This is a genomic window from Streptomyces sp. WAC 01529, assembly GCF_003945545.1.
Taxonomy (GTDB): Bacteria; Actinomycetota; Actinomycetes; order Streptomycetales; family Streptomycetaceae; genus Streptomyces; species Streptomyces anatolicus.
Genome location: NZ_CP029617.1, coordinates 1,315,934 through 1,329,349, shown reverse-complemented (window position 1 = coordinate 1,329,349; position 13,416 = coordinate 1,315,934). Strand labels below are relative to the sequence as shown.

At 72.5% G+C, this 13,416-nt stretch carries 14 protein-coding genes and 2 tRNA genes; 11 read left to right on the top strand and 5 right to left on the bottom strand.

From position 1 onward, the window contains the following. The first annotated feature begins 27 nt into the window (after positions 1–27). Entirely contained in the window at positions 28–852 is an 825-nt protein-coding gene (locus DMA15_RS05950; protein ID WP_125511602.1) for a GNAT family N-acetyltransferase, read from the top strand. Between the two features lie 128 nt (positions 853–980). Here the strand turns inward: DMA15_RS05950 and DMA15_RS05945 are convergent, their stop codons facing one another. Beyond that, complete coding sequence (locus tag DMA15_RS05945; protein ID WP_206302665.1) at positions 981–1,508, bottom strand: DsbA family protein; 528 nt, start codon at positions 1,506–1,508, stop codon at positions 981–983. Positions 1,509–1,694: 186 nt separating this feature from the next. Between DMA15_RS05945 and DMA15_RS05940 the strand changes: the two genes are divergently transcribed. Further along, entirely contained in the window at positions 1,695–2,141 is a 447-nt protein-coding gene (locus tag DMA15_RS05940) for a hypothetical protein (protein ID WP_125511601.1), read from the top strand. 217 nt (positions 2,142–2,358) lie between these two features. After that, entirely contained in the window at positions 2,359–2,580 is a 222-nt protein-coding gene (locus DMA15_RS05935) for a hypothetical protein (RefSeq protein WP_240659688.1), read from the top strand. Between the two features lie 22 nt (positions 2,581–2,602). Here DMA15_RS05935 and DMA15_RS05930 read toward each other — a convergent pair whose 3' ends face one another. Together DMA15_RS05930 and DMA15_RS05925 are read right to left on the bottom strand one after the other, a co-directional pair. After that, the gene (locus DMA15_RS05930; protein WP_125511600.1) at positions 2,603–3,160 is read right to left on the bottom strand and encodes a CGNR zinc finger domain-containing protein; all 558 of its coding nucleotides are present in this window, start codon (positions 3,158–3,160) and stop codon (positions 2,603–2,605) included. 250 nt (positions 3,161–3,410) lie between these two features. Beyond that, the gene (locus DMA15_RS05925) at positions 3,411–3,824 is read right to left on the bottom strand and encodes an SsgA family sporulation/cell division regulator (protein WP_003959770.1); all 414 of its coding nucleotides are present in this window, start codon (positions 3,822–3,824) and stop codon (positions 3,411–3,413) included. A 191-nt stretch (positions 3,825–4,015) separates the two neighbouring features. On the opposite strand from DMA15_RS05925, the gene DMA15_RS05920 reads away from it, so the two are divergent. After that, positions 4,016–4,471, top strand: a complete 456-nt coding sequence (locus DMA15_RS05920; RefSeq protein WP_125511599.1) for a TIGR02611 family protein — start codon at positions 4,016–4,018, stop codon at positions 4,469–4,471. A 65-nt stretch (positions 4,472–4,536) separates the two neighbouring features. Next, a tRNA-Val gene (locus DMA15_RS05915) sits at positions 4,537–4,608 on the top strand. Between the two features lie 104 nt (positions 4,609–4,712). Here DMA15_RS05915 and DMA15_RS05910 read toward each other — a convergent pair. Then, positions 4,713–7,247, bottom strand: a complete 2,535-nt coding sequence (locus DMA15_RS05910; RefSeq protein ID WP_125511598.1) for a hypothetical protein — start codon at positions 7,245–7,247, stop codon at positions 4,713–4,715. A 93-nt stretch (positions 7,248–7,340) separates the two neighbouring features. On the opposite strand from DMA15_RS05910, the gene DMA15_RS05905 reads away from it, so the two are divergent. Both DMA15_RS05905 and DMA15_RS05900 read left to right on the top strand, forming a co-directional pair. Continuing rightward, positions 7,341–7,787, top strand: a complete 447-nt coding sequence (locus tag DMA15_RS05905; protein WP_125511597.1) for an SRPBCC family protein — start codon at positions 7,341–7,343, stop codon at positions 7,785–7,787. A gap of 39 nt (positions 7,788–7,826) precedes the next feature. Then, a tRNA-Val gene (locus DMA15_RS05900) sits at positions 7,827–7,898 on the top strand. Positions 7,899–7,983: 85 nt separating this feature from the next. Here the strand turns inward: DMA15_RS05900 and DMA15_RS05895 are convergent. After that, entirely contained in the window at positions 7,984–8,709 is a 726-nt protein-coding gene (locus tag DMA15_RS05895) for a 3'-5' exonuclease (protein WP_125511596.1), read from the bottom strand. 167 nt (positions 8,710–8,876) lie between these two features. On the opposite strand from DMA15_RS05895, the gene DMA15_RS05890 reads away from it, so the two are divergent. The 4 genes from DMA15_RS05890 (at position 8,877) to DMA15_RS05875 (ending at position 13,385) form a co-directional block, all read left to right on the top strand. Further along, positions 8,877–9,443: a DUF4365 domain-containing protein gene (locus DMA15_RS05890; RefSeq protein ID WP_125511595.1), complete on the top strand. Its 567-nt coding sequence runs from the start codon at positions 8,877–8,879 to the stop codon at positions 9,441–9,443. Beyond that, entirely contained in the window at positions 9,443–10,609 is a 1,167-nt protein-coding gene (locus DMA15_RS05885; protein ID WP_240659687.1) for a hypothetical protein, read from the top strand. Before DMA15_RS05890 ends, DMA15_RS05885 begins: the two co-directional genes overlap by 1 nt. 158 nt (positions 10,610–10,767) lie before the next feature. Then, positions 10,768–12,747 (top strand): threonine--tRNA ligase, encoded by a 1,980-nt coding sequence (gene thrS / locus DMA15_RS05880; protein WP_125511594.1) that lies wholly within the window; start codon positions 10,768–10,770, stop codon positions 12,745–12,747. Positions 12,748–12,824: 77 nt separating this feature from the next. Further along, entirely contained in the window at positions 12,825–13,385 is a 561-nt protein-coding gene (locus DMA15_RS05875) for an HIT domain-containing protein (protein WP_125511593.1), read from the top strand. Positions 13,386–13,416 lie beyond the last annotated feature (31 nt).

Here is a 13,416-nt window from a genome sequence, read left to right as displayed (position 1 = left end):
GGGGCCGGGGTGGGTAGAACACCTGTGATGACCACGACCCTGCGGCCGACCGGGCCGCTCCAGCGGGGCGCCGACGGCGCCAGGGCGCGCACGTACGACGTGTGTGTGAACAGCCGGCCGGTGGGGTCCGTCGACCTCGCCACCCATGACGTCTTCGGGCCGCAGGTCTGCCGGTTGCGGGACCTGCGGATAGCGGAGCCGGACCGCAGGCGTGGCCGCGGCACGGTCGCGGCGCTGGCCGCCGAGGAGGTGGCGCGCGGCTGGGGCTGCAGGCGCATCGAGGTGACCGTCCCCGCCCAGGCCCCGGGGGCCCTGCCACTGGCGACGGCGCTCGGCTACGTGGAGCGCAACCGCCGGATGGCGAAGCCGGTGCCGGCCGAGCCCGCCGCGCTGCCGCCGGGCGTCGAGGGGCGGCCGATGACCGAGGACGAGTACGGGCCATGGCTGGCGCGGGCTCAGGGGAGCTATACGCGGAGCTGGATCGACCGGGGCGTGCCCGAGGCGCAGGCGCGCGCCAAGTCCGAGGCCGACCACGCCGAGCTGCTGCCGCAGGGCCTGGCCACCCCCGACACCCTGCTGAGCGTGCTCACCCAGGAGGGCGCGAAGGTCGGCGCCCTGTGGCTCACGCTCCGCGACGACGACGCGTTCGTCTTCCGCGTCGAGGTCGACGAGGACTGCCGGGGGCGCGGCCACGGCCGCTCCCTGATGCTGCTGGCCGAGGCGCAGGCCCGCGCGGGGGGCCGCGACCGGATCTGCCTCAGCGTCTTCGCGGGCAACGCCACGGCCCTGTGCCTGTACGAGTCGCTCGGCTACGAACCGGTCTCGTACTCCCTCTACAAGCCGCTGCTGTAGGGAGCCGCTGCTCCGGGGACTAGGGCCTGTCCGGCGGATCAGGTCGCGTTCGGGTGGCGGCCACCTCTTGGTGCCGCAGATCGGCGTGCCACACCCCGCGTCCGGCGACATGATCCGCCGGACAGGCCCTAGGAGCCCTCGCCCGCCAGGAGCCGGTCGGTGATCTCCTCGACGCGCTCCCGCAGCCCCGCCTGGCTCTTGCCGCCGTCCAGCCGCTCGCCGTCGACGACGTACGTCGGCGTGCCGGTGACCCCGATGGCCTTGCCCTCGGCCTGGTCGGCGTCGACGATCAGGATGTGCCGTCCGTCGATCAGGGCGGTGTCGAACTCCTCGGCGTCCAGATCCAGTTCGCGCGCGGTCTCGATCAGGAAGGGCTCGCCCCGGCGGTCCAGCTCCTCGACCCCGGCGAGCACCGCCTCGACGTACGGCCAGCCCGCGCCCTGCTCGAAGGCCTCCTCGGCGGCCTGGGCGGCGGCGAAGGAGTGCTTGTGCTTCTCGAGGGGGAAGTGGCGCAGGCGCAGCTCGACGCGGTCGCCGTAGCGGGCACGCAGGGCGCGCACGTCGTCGAGGGCGGTACGGCAGTCGGGGCACTGCAGCTCGCACCAGACGTCGATGACGACGGGACGGGCGGGGTGGTCAGGACGGGAGTCGCTCATGGGAACAGTCTTCCAGCCCGCGGGGCGCCCACCCAACCGGCACCTGGGGAGGAGCTGCGACCCCGAGATGACCCGGATATGTCCCTGAGGTCCGCCCCGGCCGTGGTTGCGCGGCGCCCACCCGGTGCAGGATGGAAGGGACGAGCGCGTCATGCACGACGCACGCCTGACTGCCTGGAGGGCCGGATGATTGCCGAGACCGTCTGTTCCGCCGTATCCGCGGCCGGGCTCGGCATCGCCGCGGTCACGGCCTACCGCAAGCGTTTCCTGACCGCGGCCCGCCTCCTCGCGTACTCCCTGGTGCCGGTGGGACTCGTGCTGACGGGCGTCGTCGGATGGGCCGCCGACACCGCGTTCAGCCTCAAGGCGTGGGTCGGCTTCGGCGTGCTCGGCGCGGCCTGGCTGATGTTCCTCGGCACGCGCGCGGTGGAGCGCCGCAGGGGCGGCACCCGCAAGGAGCGCAGGGCCGCTAAGGCCGCCCAGCGCGACGCGGTGGCCCCCGCGGCCTCGGCGCCCTCGCTCGGCCAGGGCGCCGGACCCGCCGCCGCGAGGCCCGCGGCCAAGCAGAAGCCCGCCGCGCCCGCGGAGGACTTCAGCGACATCGAGGCGATCCTGAAGAAGCACGGCATCTGACGGCGACGGCCGTCCGGCCGCGCTCCAGGGCCATGGCGGCTCCCTCGTTCGAGTGCGGGCGGCGCCGTCGCATGCCCCCGGGGTGTACGGCCGCCGGTCCCGGGCGGAACGCGCCGGACGCTGGCCTTTTCCCTGTTCACGGGTTCCGGCGAACTCCCGCTTCATTTTGGCGTGTTGGTCATCGGGGGCCGGCCGGCTGCGTCATCATCACCGCGAGATGCTTGACACCACCACACCGGGCGATGCCGCCCCGCCGGACGATGGACGGCAAGCGGTACCGGCCCCGGAGCGACGACCTGCCGACGAAGCGCGGCTCGCCACCGACGAAGAACCGCGAGGCTGCCTCTTCGCCCTCTCCCAGCCACCCCTGATGATCTTCCTGACGGTGGTCGGCATGCTGATCCTGCTGGCGTCGCTGCACGACCTGCTGCTGCTCTAGGGCCTGACCCGGCGGACAGGTCCTAACCCGCCGCTTCCTTGCGGCGGGCGCGGTACGCGGCGACGTGCAGGCGGTTCCCGCAGGTGCGGCTGTCGCAGTAGCGGCGCGAGCGGTTGCGGGAGAGGTCGACGAAGGCGCGCCGGCAGTCCGGTGCCTCACAGCGCCGCAGCCGCTCCTGCTCCCCGGCGACCACGAAGAAGGCCAGCGCCATCCCGCAGTCGGCCGCCAGGTGGTCGGCGACGGAGGCGCCGGGCGCGAAGTAGTGGATGTGCCAGTCGTAGCCGTCGTGGTCGGTGAGCCGGGGCGTGGTGCCCGCAGCCGCGATCAGCTCGTTGATGATCGTGGACGCGGCCCGCGGCTCGGGGTTGGCGAAGACCTCCGCGAAGCGGCCCCGGACCCGGCGCACCTCCACGAGGTCACGCTCCGCGAGCCTTTCGACCCCGCTCACTCCGTGCGTACGTACGAAATCACCGAGCGACGCCAGGTCGGTCAGCTCGTCGGCGCAGTCCTCCTCCGGTGCGGTGTTCACCAGATCGACCACGGCGTCGAGAGAACACCGGGTGTCGTGGGTGATCAGCACGATGCGCTCCCTGGCCTGGGGGTAGTGGGGTCCCCCCTGCCCATGGAGAGCTGGGGGAACGTGCCCGCCGATGCTGGCCGATGCTAGCGGCTTCCCCGCAGGACGCACCGGCGCCGTCGCCGCGGACTTCCCGCGGCGACGGCGCCGGTGACTGCTTCCTGTCCGCCTTGTGTCGTCGTGTCGTGTCGTGACTGCCTGCGCCGTCGCCCCGAGTCGGACGGCGTGAGGGGATCCCGACGCTCCCGCGCCGTTAACTTTCGGCCAGGATGTGTGACAGCTCCGTGTCGAGATCGAAGTGGCGGTGCTCCGTGCCGGGGGGCACGGCCGCGTCTGTTCGCTTCAGGAAGGACTCCAGGGCCCGCGCCGGGGCCTCGAGCAGAGCCTCGCCCTCCGGGGAACTCAGGGCGATGCAGACAACGCCCTGACCGTGGCTCCGGGACGGCCAGACTCGGACGTCGCCGGTTCCGGTGGGCCGGTGCAGGCCCTCGGCGAGGAGATCGCGGGCGAACACCCACTCGACCGTCTCCTCGGCTCCGGTGTGGAAGGTGGCGTGCACGGCATAGGGATCGGCCGTGTCATACCGCAGTCCTGCGGGTACAGGCAGTGAGGACTCGCTCGACACAACGAGGCGCAGGTGCAGCTCGCAGCTGACCGTGGTGTTCATAAGCGCCAGGGCCTTTCGCTCAGTGTGCGCTCGGGGATTCGCACGTCGGCGAAATCGACATGCCACCTACGGTGCCGTTGTAAACCCCTCTGAGGGTTTTGCGTGTCTTTAGGTAGCTCGTATGGCGGCTTGTCCCTTCCCGTCATGCACCCATTCCGGTGACGGGTTTCCGTCCGGTAGGGTTTGGCCGTATGAATACGGGGAGTAACGAGCCCGCGGGGGTCGCGGAACCGACCGTCGCGGCACAGGCCGAGCAGTCGTCCGAATCGGCCGAGCAGCCGCTCGGATCGCGGGCGCCGCAGTACATCCAGGCCCGTCGGGCGCTGCACCTGAGCTGGCAGGTCGGCGTCTTCATCGTGGGGCTCGCGGTCGTCGTCGCGGGCATCATCATGCTGCCCCTGCCCGGCCCCGGCTGGCTGGTGATCTTCGGTGGAATGGCGATCTGGGCGACCGAGTTCGTCTGGGCCCAGCTGGTGCTGCGCTGGACGAAGCGCAAGGTCACCGAGGCGGCGCAGCGCGCGCTCGACCCCAAGGTGCGCCGCAGGAACATCATCCTGACGACCATCGGCCTGGTCATCGTCGCGGTGCTGGTCGCCGTCTACGTCTGGAAGTTCGGCATCGCGATGCCGTGGAAGATCAAGGAGTGACCGGGAGGTGACTCCGAGGCGGTCGGAAGCACCCGCTGACATGCGGTAATGTTCTCTGTGCGCCCGGGCGATTAGCTCAGTGGGAGAGCGCTTCGTTCACACCGAAGAGGTCACTGGTTCGAACCCAGTATCGCCCACCCCGGATTGCGGCCCGGAGGCTTTTCAGCCTCCGGGCCGTTCTCGTATTCCCTTGCCTTTCAAGGGAATTGACGGGTCCACATATCTGTGCGGCGGCCGGTAATCAGTGCATTCGGTCGAGCGCATTCCGGAACCGGCGTGCGTCGCGCAGCCGTTGCTCGTACGTCGCTCCGACGGCGAGGAGCAGCAGACCCGCGAGCGCCGGCGGCAGCCAGCGGGGCAGAGCGCCCGCGACCTGCACGATGTACGGGGCCAGTTCGTGCAGCGCGTCCAGGGCGAGCACCGTGCCGCCGAGGACCAGCGGGGCGCGCAGGCCGTGCCGGGCACCCGCCAGGGTCAGCGCGAGGGCCGCGACGCCGAGCAGCAGCGGGCGCTGCCAGTGCGGGTCGCCCCAGGCGGCGGCGAGGCTCGGCAGCAGCGTCGTGGCGAGGCCGGGGCCGTACGCCGTCCAGGAGGAGGCCTCGGGGTCGCGGCGGCGCCGCAGCAGGCCGAGGAGGAGCGCGGGGACGGTGACCGGCAGGGTGTACGCCTCCGGGGTCGACACCTCCCACGCGGCGAGGCGGACCCAGCTCGCCAGGATGAACAGCACCCCGGCCGCGTACCCCACGCCGTGGCGGTCCGGCCGGAGCGCGGTGCCCGCCGCGATGAGCCCGGCGAGGGTCAGGGCGAGCGCGAGGGTGGGGGCGTGGCCCGCGGTGAGGGTGACGGCGAGGACGGCCGAGGCGGCCGCCATGACCTCCACGGGCAGAGCCAGGGCCAGGGTCCGGGGTCGCCGTCCCAAATGGGCCGCGGCGAGTGCGGCGAGGGCCGGGACGGCGAGGGTGGCCAGTCCGATGTGCTCCGGGCGCAGACCTCCGGCGGCCCCGGCGGCGCAGGCGAAGGCGGTGGCGTACGTGAGGGCCGCGCAGGCCGCGAGGGCGGCGGCGCCCGCGGGTGCCTGGCTGGGCCGGCGGATCAGCTGGGCGCAGGCGGCCAGGAACAGGACGGTGAGCGCACCGAGGGTGCCGAGTGTGGCGGCCTCGGTGGCCAGGGCGAGGAAGGCGACGCTCACCGAGGAGGCGAGGGCCAGGCCCGAGGCCATCAGGGCGGGCCCGACCAGGACGGGCCCGGCGGACGCGAGACGGGCGGCGACGGCCAGCAGAGCGGCGACCACCAGGACGTGGACCGCCACCCCGGCGGCGTACGGAAGCCGAAGCGCGGCGGGCAGGGCGACGACGGCGGACCAGCCGAGGACGGGGGCGCCGTAACGGACGAGGTACCGGACCGCGCTGGTGAGGGGGCTTGACGCCGACGAACCCGCCCCCGCATGAGGCGGGACTGCCCCCGTCTCCGGCGGGCCCGATGTGGTGCCGTCGACCCCTGTGTCGCGTACGCCGCCCGGGATCCCGAGCGCGCGCGGTGCCGCGAGCAGTGTCGCCGCGATCAGTGCGAGTACCGGGGGAGCCAGAAGCGGGTGGGGGAGCGGCAGTTCGGTGAGCAGGGCGGTGCGGGTGTCCGAGGGGGTGGCCGACCAGGGGCGGGTGGCCCAGCCGAGCGGGGCGAGCAGCGCCACGGCGGTGACGGGCAGCGCCCACAGCGCCGCGAGGCCCTGTACCGCGGCCGATGCTCCGGCGAGTCCTTGTCGTACCGGCCGCGGCAGCGCGACGCGCACGGCCGCCAAGAGGGCGATCCCGCACACCAGATAACCCGGCACGGTCCACGCCGCGGGCAGCACGGACCGCAGCACCCCGCCGACCGCCGCCACCACGAGCAGACCACCCGCGCCCGCGGCGCCGGCCGCGATCTGCGGGCCCTTCGCCCGCCACGCCGCCACCGAGGCGATCAACGCGGCGAACAGCAGCAGCACGCCCGCGCGCGCCGCCGCGGTCGGATCCGCCGCCCGCACGGACAGCCAGCCGGCGCCCGCCGCGCCCCACAGCCCGAGCGTGCAACCGCCGATCACCGCCGCGACCCGCACGGACCTGACCGACGTCCACAGCGCGAGCGCGATGTCGAAGGCAGCTGTCACCAGGAGCGCCGCCGTCATGGCGTGATCGCCCGCCTGCGCGGCTCCCGCCCAGAGGATCAGGGGGAGTTGGGCCGTGACCACCGCCGTCGGCAGCGGCAGCCGCAGCTCGCCGAGGAGCCGGCCGTACCCCGCCCACAAGGTGGCGAGGACCGCCGAGGTACCGGCCGCGTAGCCCAGGGCGTCCACGTCCGGCAGGGACAGATGGCGCAGCGCGTACGAATCGAGGACGGTCAGCGCGAGGCCCAGGCCCGCCACCGCCTCCGCCGTCGAGCGCAGCGAGCGCCGCAGCAGGAGCGCCGGGGCCGCCAGCGCCGCGAGGGTCACCACGCCGAGGACCGCCCCGCGCCCGCCGATGCCCAAGTGCCCCCAGCTGACCACCGTGAAGGCGATCGCCGCGATGGTGAGCAGGATGCCGCCCAGCGTCAGCAGGACGTTCTGTGCGCTCGGCGGCGCGGCCCCGGGGGCCGGCGGCCCGGCCGGGCGAGGGGGCGCCCCGGTCGGGCCCGCCGCACGCAGGACACCGAGCAGCCAGGCGCGGCGCCGCAACAACTGCGTCCTGCGCGCATCCAGTTGGCGCAGCTCCCAGTCGAGGAGGCGCAGCTCCTCGGCCGGTTGCGGAATGTTCGTCATGGGTGAGGAGTGTGGTCCGCGCCACGTCCCGAGACATCGGTGCGGATACTCAGGACGTACTCAGATCCCGCCCCGGCAGGGCAGACTCCCCCCATGAACTGGTGCCACTACCGCTTCCGCAGCCTCTGGGACCTGCCCGGAGCGCCCGCCGACGTCTACGCCGTCCTGGAGCGGGTCGAGGACTATCCGCTGTGGTGGCCGCAGGTGCGGGAGGTGACATCGCCCGACGGCCGCAGCGGCGTCGCCCGCTTCCGCTCCTTCCTCCCGTACGACCTTCTCGTCACCGCGCGCGAGCGGCGCCGCGACCCCGGCGCCGGGGTCCTGGAGATCGACATGACCGGCGACCTGGAGGGCTGGGCGCGCTGGACCGTCACGCCCGGGCCGCGCGGGACGCGGGCCCGCTACGACCAGGAGGTCGAGGTGCGACGGCCGCTGATGCGGCGCCTCGCCGTCCCCGGCAGGCCCGTCTTCCTGCTCAACCACGCCCTGATGATGCGGGCGGGGCGCAGGGGCCTCGCGGCACATCTGGCAGCGGTTTGAAGGAAGGGCGCCCGGACCTGTATTGTTCAGTCCGTTCCCGGGCGATTAGCTCAGTGGGAGAGCGCTTCGTTCACACCGAAGAGGTCACTGGTTCGAACCCAGTATCGCCCACCCGGAGAATGCCGGTCCGTCAGCAGACGGACCGGTTTTTTCTTGCCCGCACGCCACCGGGCCGGTGCTCGCGCGGGGTCGACGCTCAGGCGGCCGCCGGGAGTTCGGGACGCAGCGGCCACGCCGGGTCCACCGCCTCCGGCGCCCCGCTCTTCGCGAACCACGCCTGGAGACCCCGCGCCTGCGACGCGTGCCACACGGCCTGCAACGTATGCAGCTCGGCCGGTGAAACCCGCTCCAGCCGGGCCGCGAAACGGCGCCCCACCGCACGTACGACATCGAGCGCGGCCTGCGCGTCCGCCGCCGCGTCATGGGCCTCGGCCAGCTCCACCTCGTAGTGCGCGCACAGGTCGGCGAGCGTGCGGCGGCCCTTGCGGTAGCGGTCGAGGTGCTTGTCGAGCACCCGCGGATCGATCACACAGAGGGACGAGCCCTCCATGTAGCGGCTGAGCGACGAGGCGCGGTGCCTGCGCAGCTCCCGGTCCAGGATGGTCAGGTCGAACGGCGCGTTCATCACCACGATCGGCCGTCCCGCCGCGCCCTGTTCCGCCAGATCGCGCGCTATCTCCTCCATCACCGGCGCGGGCCAGCGGCCGTTGCGCTGAAGGTGATCCTCCGTCAGTCCGTGTACCGCGACGGCTTCCTCGGGCACCGGAACGCCCGGGTTCACCAGCCAGCGGGTGATGCGCGGACGGGTCCCCGCGCCCTGCTGGACGACGACGGCGGCCGACACGATCCGGTCGGTCTCGACGTCGACGCCCGTGGTCTCCGTGTCGAATGCGGCCAAGGGCCCCTCGTACCAGCACGTCATGGTGACGCAACTCCTCGATCAGTCCCGGCAGATGACGTCGGTCCCCTGCCCACGCTGGTGATACCCGGGCCGTTTGCGCTGTACGCGGCTCGGAGACAACAGAGGTACAGGGCCTTGACATTGACGGCCCGAGTGGGGAAGTACCGGTTTCGGAAGGCTTGTTGGACATGGCGCTCGCGCGGCCCGAACAGGGTGGGCTGCTGCCCGAGCGGATCGCACCGCCGCGCGGCACACTCGCCACCACCGCCTGTATGGAGACCCTTCAGGTGGGCTATCTGCACGCCGTCGCGGCGGCCGCGGGGTGCTCGCTCTCCCAGCCCTTTCCGGACAACGGCATCGACTGGCACGTCAGCCACAGCGCCCCCGGGCACACGGTCGACGACGAGGTCACCATCAAGGTCCAGCTGAAGTGCACGTACCAGATACCGCCCAGCCCGCCGGGGGCCGCCTTCTCCTTCACGCTCGACAACGCACACCTGGAGAAGCTCGCCCGCACACCGGTCTCGGTCCACAAGATCCTGGTCGTGATGCTCGTGCCCCGCTCCCAGGACGATTGGCTGCGCGCCGGACACGACCGGCTCGACCTGCGGCACTGCTGCTACTGGACCAATCTCGCCGGACACCCCGTCACCGGCCGGCGCAGGACCACCGTCCGCGTCCCGACCTCACGGATCTTCGACGACCGCGCGCTCTGCGAGATCATGACGCGGGTCGGGACAGGAGGAAGACCCTGATGCACCGCCCCCACGACGAGCCCGGCACCGTCGACCCCGCCGTGCTCGGCGCGCTGCTCGCCCGGCACGGCTGGCAGCGGCGCGGAGGAGCCCCCGGCCGCTACGCCCGGTGGACGCCGCCCGGCCCCGGTGGCCACGGCACCAGCCTCCTCGTACCCGAGAGCCGGGCCTTCCCCGACTGCGACGACCTGATCGGCGAGGCCCTCGACGCGCTCTCCCGCAGCGCCTCCCCGGCCGCCCGTGACGTGCTCGTCGGGCTCGCCGTGCCCAGCGACGAGGTCCGCTGGTGGCGCGATGTGCCGGCCGGACCGGCCGGGGCGGCGACCTGGCCCGTGGAGGAGCGACTGCGCTCCGCGGCCCGCCAGATGCTGCTCGCCGCCGCGCTCGCCGCGCTCGCCGCGCGCGGCCGCGCCGGGTACTACGGTGCGCGGCACCGCGGGCCCGCCACCGCGGCCCTGGCGGACGTCCTGGTCGGGCCCGCGGCCGGCGGGCGCCGCCTCACCGCCTTCGTGCCCGTGCTGACCGGGCGGCCGCTCACGGTCCAGCTGCACCAGGCGCTGTGCGCCGCCCGGGAGGCCGTCGACTACCAGCGCGCCACCGGTGGCATGGACGCCTTCGACGGGGCGGTCGAGGCGGGCGTCAGCCACGAGCTGACCGAGGCGATCGTGGCCCTGGTGCGCGGCACGGAAGGGGCGCGCGTCGCCGTGGAGTGGGCGCCCGGCGCGGGGGTGCCCGAGGGGTGCGCGGCGCACGCCGAGCCCGTCGAGTTCTCGCCCGGCGACCTCACCGTGCTGCGCGAGGCGGGCGCCCGCTATCTGCGGCACGAGCCGTCGGTGCCAGTGCGGATCACCGGCACCGTGGTGCGGATGCGGCGCTGCGCACCGCGGGGGGAGGGCGCGGTGCGGCTGAGGGTGATCGCCGGGGCGGAGATCCCGCAGGTCCGGATGGTCCTGGACGAGGAGTCGTACCGCGTGGCGGGCCACGCGCACCTGGTCGGGCTGCCGATCCGGGTGCACGGCAGGCTGGAGAGCCGCGGCGGGTTCCGCAGGCTCACCGGGGTGACCGGGGTGGCGCCGGTGCGGGTGGACGAGGCGGACCGGGACCGGCTGCTGAAGTCGCTCCAGGAGAACCTCGGCTTCTTCGAGGAGGCGAGCGGGACCGACTGAGCGGGGGCGGGGCGAAGGGGCCGCTTCCGGGTGGCGCTTCGGGTGCCGCTTCCGGGTGGCCGGGGATAACCGTTTCGCGGCGGACACCCCCGGCTCGGTACGATCCCTAGTGCGCGCGCATCAGAAAGCGCCGCACCCCCTTCTGCAAGGAGAGACCGGTGTCAGACGTCCGTGTGATCATCCAACGCGATTCCGAGCGGGAAGAGCGCGTGGTGACGACGGGCACTACGGCGGCCGAGCTCTTCGCCGGTGAGCGCACCATCGTCGCCGCCCGCGTGGCCGGCGAGCTGAAGGACCTGGCGTACGCCGTGGCCGACGGCGACGAGATCGAGCCCGTCGAGATCTCCTCCGAGGACGGCCTGAACATCCTGCGCCACTCGACCGCGCACGTCATGGCGCAGGCCGTGCAGGAGCTGTACCCCGACGCCAAGCTGGGCATCGGCCCGCCCATCCGGGACGGCTTCTACTACGACTTCGACGTCAAGGAGCCCTTCACCCCCGAGGACCTCAAGCGCATCGAGAAGAAGATGCAGGAGATCCAGAAGCGGGGCCAGCGCTTCTCGCGCCGCGTCACCAACGACGACGACGCCCGCGTCGAGCTGGCCGACGAGCCGTACAAGCTGGAGCTGATCGGCCTCAAGGGCAACGCGGCGAACGCCGCCGACGGCGCGGACGCCGAGGTCGGCGCCGGCGAGCTGACCATCTACGACAACATCGACGCCAAGACCGGCGAGCTGTGCTGGAAGGACCTCTGCCGAGGCCCGCACCTGCCCACCACCCGGAACATCCCCGCGTTCAAGCTGATGCGCTCCGCCGCCGCCTACTGGCGCGGCAGCGAGAAGAACCCCCAGCTCCAGCGCATCTACGGCACCGCGTGGCCGTCGAAGGACGAGCTGAAGGCGCACCTGGAGTTCCTCGCCGAGGCCGAGAAGCGCGACCACCGCAAGCTCGGCTCCGAGCTGGACCTCTTCTCCTTCCCGGAGGAGATCGGCCCGGGTCTCGCGGTCTTCCACCCCAAGGGCGGCGTGATCCGCAAGGTGATGGAGGACTACTCCCGCAAGCGGCACGAGGACTCGGGCTACGAGTTCGTGAACACCCCGCACATCTCGAAGGAGCAGCTCTTCGAGATCTCCGGGCACCTTCCGCACTACGCCGAGGGCATGTTCCCGCCGATCGAGTTCGACGGGCAGAACTACCGCCTGAAGGCGATGAACTGCCCCATGCACAACCTCATCTTCAAGTCGCGCGGCCGCTCCTACCGCGAACTGCCCCTGCGGCTCTTCGAGTTCGGCACGGTCTACCGCTACGAGAAGTCGGGCGTCGTGCACGGCCTGACCCGCTCGCGCGGCTTCACGCAGGACGACTCGCACATCTACTGCACCAAGGAGCAGATGCCCGAGGAGCTGGACCAGCTCCTCACCTTCGTGCTCGACCTGCTGCGCGACTACGGCCTGAACGAGTTCGAGCTGGAGCTGTCCACCCGCGACGACTCCGACAAGTTCATCGGCTCCGACGAGGACTGGGCGGAGGCCACCGAGGCGCTGCGCCAGGCGGCCGAGAAGCAGGGCCTCCCGCTGGTGCCGGACCCGGGCGGCGCCGCGTACTACGGCCCGAAGATCTCGGTGCAGGCGAAGGACGCGATCGGGCGGTCCTGGCAGATGTCGACCCTCCAGGTCGACTTCAACCAGCCCAAGCGGTTCGGCCTGGAGTACACCTCGGCGGACGGCTCCAAGCAGCAGCCCGTCATGCTGCACCGCGCGCTGTTCGGTTCGATCGAGCGGTTCTTCGGCGTGCTCCTGGAGCACTACGCGGGCGCGTTCCCGGCGTGGCTCGCCCCGGTGCAGGCGATCGGGATCCCGGTCGGCGACGCGCACGTGCCCTACCTCCAGGAGTTCGCCGAGGAGGCGCGGAAGCACGGGCTGCGGGTCGAGGTCGACGCCTCGTCGGACCGCATGCAGAAGAAGATCCGCAACGCGCAGCGGAGCAAGGTGCCGTTCATGGTGATCGTCGGCGACGACGACATGAACGCGGGCTCGGTGTCGTTCCGCTACCGGGACGGGTCGCAGGAGAACGGGATCGCCCGTGACGAGGCGATCGCGAAGCTCGTCGACGTGGTGGAGCGCCGCGCGCAGGTGTGACGTGGTCCCCGCGGGCGCGGGGAGGCGAGGGGCGGTCCCGTTCGGGGCCGCCCCTCGTCGCGTACTCCCCGGGGAATATGCTGACCACCATGACGAGTGAGCCGGAGCAGCAGATCGGAGTGGGTACGCAGGACGCGTTCCAGCGCCTGTGGACGCCCCACCGGATGGCGTACATCCAGGGCGAGAACAAGCCCACGGGACCGGGGGCCGACGACGGCTGCCCCTTCTGCTCCATCCCGGCCAAGTCCGACGAGGACGGCCTGGTGATCGCGCGCGGCGAGCAGGTGTACGCGGTGCTGAACCTCTACCCGTACAACGGCGGCCACCTGATGGTCGTCCCCTACCGCCACGTCGCCGACTACACCGACCTGACCGGCCCCGAGACCGCCGAGCTGGGCGAGCTGACCAAGCAGGCGATGACGGCCCTGCGCAGCGCGTCCGGCGCGCACGGCTTCAACATCGGCATGAACCAGGGAGCGGTCGCGGGCGCCGGCATCGCCGCGCATCTGCACCAGCACGTCGTGCCGCGCTGGGGCGGCGACACCAACTTCATGCCGGTCGTCGGCCACACGAAGGTGCTGCCGCAGCTGCTCGCCGACACCCGCAAGATGCTCGCGGACGTCTGGCCCGCGAGCTAGCTTCTGGCTCCGGCGCTCCCGCGCCCCGGAA